Source organism: Geomonas sp., assembly GCF_035254065.1.
Lineage (GTDB): Bacteria > Desulfobacterota > Desulfuromonadia > Geobacterales > Geobacteraceae > Geomonas.
This window is the reverse complement of the sequence record NZ_DATFBA010000219.1, coordinates 1-4,196: the sequence shown is the minus strand read 5'-3', so window position 1 is coordinate 4,196 and position 4,196 is coordinate 1. Positions and strand designations below refer to the sequence as shown.

At 65.6% G+C, this 4,196-nt stretch carries 3 protein-coding genes; all 3 read left to right on the top strand.

The genetic code is table 11. The features are described from left to right. Positions 1–1,148, top strand: a 1,148-nt coding sequence (locus VJ604_RS10305; protein WP_324082224.1) for a TolC family protein, incomplete at its 5' end; no start/stop codon positions are given. Next, entirely contained in the window at positions 1,145–2,182 is a 1,038-nt protein-coding gene (locus tag VJ604_RS10300; protein WP_324082222.1) for an efflux RND transporter periplasmic adaptor subunit, read from the top strand. The genes VJ604_RS10305 and VJ604_RS10300, both read left to right, overlap by 4 nt. Next, positions 2,179–4,196: efflux RND transporter permease subunit (locus VJ604_RS10295; RefSeq protein ID WP_324082217.1), on the top strand; the 2,018-nt coding region annotated here is incomplete at its 3' end. The genes VJ604_RS10300 and VJ604_RS10295, both read left to right, overlap by 4 nt.

Below are 4,196 nucleotides of genomic sequence, written 5' to 3'. Positions count from 1 at the left end.
TAAACAACCCCGAGCTGAGGGTCGCGCGCGACGAGGCGGGGATCGCGTCCGCACAGGCCTTCGCCGCTGGACTGCTCCCCGACCCGCAGCTAGCCGCTGCCGTGGATTTCCCGACCGGAAACAGCGAGGGCGACAATTTCGTCGGCTACAACTTCGGGCTGAGTTACGACATCGGTCCACTGCTGGCGAGATCGTCGGCCAAGGCGGCGGCCGCAGCCGACCAGAGAAAGGCCGACCTCAACCTCCTTTGGCAGGAATGGCAGGTTGTCTCCCGGGCACGCCTGCTCTTCGTCAGAAACCTCGAGCAGAAGCGGCTTATGTCGGTTCTCAGGGAGAACAGGGAGTTGGTGGCGGCCCACTACCGGCACAGCAGCAGGGCTCTGGAGGAGGGAAACATCACCGTCGATGCGGCAACTGCCGATTTCGCCTCCCTGCTGGATCTGGACAAGCAGATCAAGGAACTGGCGCGCCACCTGCGGGAGAACGCCTTCGCCCTGAACGCCTTGCTCGGCCTGGCACCGGGGACCGAGCTGCAGCTGGTGGGGGAAAGCCAGTTGCCCGAGGTGGATGCCGGGCGGGTACGGAGCGAGCTGCCCAAGCTCCTGGCGCGACGACCCGACCTGCTCGCCCTGCAGGCAGGCTATCAGAGCGAGGACCAACGGCTGCGCCAAGCCATTATCGCCCAGTTCCCTGCCATAAACGTGGGGGTCCACCGCGCCAGGGACAACAGCGACGTGCGCAACGTGGGGCCTAACATCACCATCGCGCTTCCCATCTTCAACCGGAACCGCGGCAACATCGCCGTCGAAGAGGCCACCAGGAAGAAGCTGTACGACGAGTACCAGGGACGGTTTAATGCGGCCGCCGGCGAGATCGAGCGTCTGCTTGCCGATCGACCGCTGCTGGAAAAAGAACTTGCCCAGGCCCGGGACGGGATCGCTGCCGCCCGAGAGCTGGCGCAGGCATCCGAAGAGGCCTTCCGGCAGGGGAACCTCACCGAGGTCGCCTACGTGGCAGCTCAGGGCGCGCTGCTGGCCAAACAACAAGAGGCGATCCAGCTTGAGCAAAGCATACTGGAACAGCAGGTGGCAATCCTGGCGCTGGTGGGCGGTGTGCCGTCCGCCGGGAACGGGAGGGAAAAACCATGACGTCATGCCGCATCCTTGCACTCGCCTTGCTGGCATTTGCGCTGCACGCCACAGCTTCCGCCGCAGCCGAGGCACCCACCGTCCTGGTCCGAACGGTCCCCGTTCAGAAAGGGAACCTGGTGGAAACGGTAGCCAGCTACGGCACCCTCACCGTCGATCCCCGCCAGAGCGTGACGCTCAACCTTCCCCGCGCCGGCAGCCTTTCGCGTCTCTTCGTCACCAACGGGCAGCTGGTGCGCAAGGCTCAACGGTTAGCAATCTTCGAGACAGACCCCGCCGCCGTGCAGGGCTACCGGCAGGCGACGGCAGCGCTCGAATTCGCGCGAGGTGAACTGGCGCGCACCGAGAGCATGGCCGCGCAAAAGCTCGCCACCCAGTCGCAACTGGCAGCGGCGCGCAAAACACTATCCGACGCCGAGGTAACCGTCGCCACCCAGCGAAAACTCGGCATGGGAAGGGTGACCGAACAGCTCAGCGCCCCCTTTGCCGGCATCGTGACGGTGGTGAACGCCAAGGAGGGGGATATCCTGGCGGCAGGTGCGGCGATCCTCCAGCTGTCGCGGCGAGACTCACTGCTCGCGGTGCTCGGAGTGATGCCGGAGCAAGGCAGGCGGATCCGGGTGGGGATGACGGTGCGGCTATCTTCGGTGTTCGATCCCAGCCTGAGCTTCGACGGAATAGTGCGGGAGATCCACGGCCTGGTCGATCCGCAGACCCGGCTCATCGATGTGCTGGTGTCGATCCGAGGCCCCCACAAGGCGGGGCTGGTGGCGGGGAGCCGGATACGGGGGGAGATAACGATCGGGACGGCGTCCGGATTCCTGGTGCCGCGCTCGGCGGTACTGCGTGACCAGGGCGGTTCTTACCTCTACCAGGTAACGGCCGGGCGGGCCCGCCTGGTGAGGGTGACCACCGGCGTCGAACGGGGCGACCAGGTGGAGGTGACCGGCAACATCGATAGGAACCTCAAGGTGGTGGCGGTAGGCAACTACGAACTCTCCGACGGCATGGCGGTGCGCGAGGAACGACCATGACCATTGGTGAGTGGATGCAGGGGCACCGCAGGTCGATCCTCTTCCTGGTCGCCATCCTCGCTCTGGCAGGTGCGGTGCTCGGTTTCCAGCTGCCGGTCGCCCTCTTCCCGAACGTCGACTTTCCGCGGGTGGCCATCTCACTGGACGCGGGTGACCGCGACGCGCAACTGATGGAGCTCCAGGTCACCCGCCCGGTGGAAGAGGCGGTCAGGGCTATTCCTGGCGTACTCTCTGTCCGTTCGGTCAGCAGCCGGGGGAGCGCCGAGATCTCGGTGAACTTCGACTGGGGAGGCGACATGATCTCCGCCATGCTCCAGGTGGAGTCGGCGCTCAGCCGCGCCCTCCCCGGGCTCCCCTCAGGCACCAGCTTCGAGGTGAGGAGGATGGATCCCACCGTCTTCCCGGTCCTCGCCTACAGCCTCACCTCCCAGCGGCATTCACAGGTCGAGCTGCGGGACATCGCGCAGTACCGGCTGCTGCCGCTTTTGTCCTCGGTGAACGGGGTATCCCGGGTCCAGGTGATAGGCGGCGAGCAGAAAGAGTATCGGGTCACCGTCGATCCCGACCGCCTGCATGCCTACGGGCTCACCCTCGACGACGTCTCGAAGGCCCTCTCCGCGGCCAACGTCATCACGGCGGTCGGGCGCATCGAGGACCACTACAAGCTCTACCTCGCCATGTCCGACACCCGCCTCGCCACCCTGGCCGACATCGCCCAGACGGTACTGGTCAACGGCCCCAACGGCCTCGTGCGCCTGGAGGAGGTGGCGACCGTGCAGCCCGACACGCTCCCCCAGTGGCTGCGGGTGACCGCCGACGGCCGCGATGCCGTGCTGGTCCAGGTCTACCAGCAGCCGGGCGGCAACACCGTGCAGATCGCCAAGGACATCAAGTCGAAGTTCGCGGGGCTCACCTCCCAGATCCCCAAGGGGGTCACCGTCAGCAACTGGTACGACCAAAGCGAGCTGATCGTCGCCTCCGCGGCCAGCGTGCGGGACGCCATCGTGTTCGGCGTTGTGCTGAGCGCTGTTGCCCTGCTCGTCTTCCTGCGCAGCCTGAAGATCACCATCGTCGCCATGGTGGTGGTGCCGGCCGTGCTCGCCTCCACCATCGTTTTGCTCCACGTCTTCAAGATGAGCTTCAACATCATGACGCTGGGGGGGATGGCGGCGGCGGTCGGCCTGGTGATCGACGACGTCATCGTGATGGTGGAGCACATCATGCGCAGGGTGCAGGGGGAGAACGGCACCCAGCGGGCGCAGGTGTTCGAGGCTTCGCGGGAGTTCCTGCAGCCACTGGCCGGCTCCTCCTCCTCGACCATCGTCATCTTCCTCCCGCTCGCCTTTTTGAGCGGGGTCACCGGCGCCTTTTTCAAGGCCCTCTCCTTCACCATGGCCTGCGCGCTGAGCATCTCCTTTCTCATCACCTGGCTCGCCGTCCCCATCCTGGCCGACCGTCTCTTGGGCGAAAAGGAGACCGGGAAAAAAGAGGCGGGGAAGCTCAGCAAAAAGACGCATGACATCTACGGCCGCCTGCTGGGAGCCATGCTGCGCAGGCCGCTCTGGATGCTCGTCCTGGTAATCCCCCTGCTCGTCCTGGGATACCTGGGGTACCGTGGAGTCGGCTCCGGATTCATGCCTACCATGGACGAGGGAGGGTTCATCCTGGACTACATCTCTCCACCCGGCACCGCCCTTTCGGAAACCGACCGCCTGCTGCGCCAGGTCGAGAAGATCGTGGCCTCGACGCCGGAGGTGAAGACCTTCTCGCGGCGCACCGGCACCCAGCTGGGGGGAGGTCTCACCGAGCCCAATACCGGCGACTTCTTCATTCGCCTCAAGCCGCTTCCCCGCAGGCCGATCGAGGAGGTGATGGACGAGATCAGGGGGAAGGTCGAGAAGCAGGTGCCCGGCCTCCAGATCGAGCTGGCCCAGCTGATGGAGGACCTGATCGGTGACCTGACGGCCGTGCCGCAGCCGATCGAGGTCAAGCTGTTCGGCGATGACCAGAAGGA

What these genes read in the sequence shown, in the direction of transcription:
- VJ604_RS10300 (WP_324082222.1), top strand. Translation starts at nt 1,145, where the DNA reads ATGACGTCATGCCGCATCCTTGCACTCGCCTTGCTGGCATTTGCGCTG.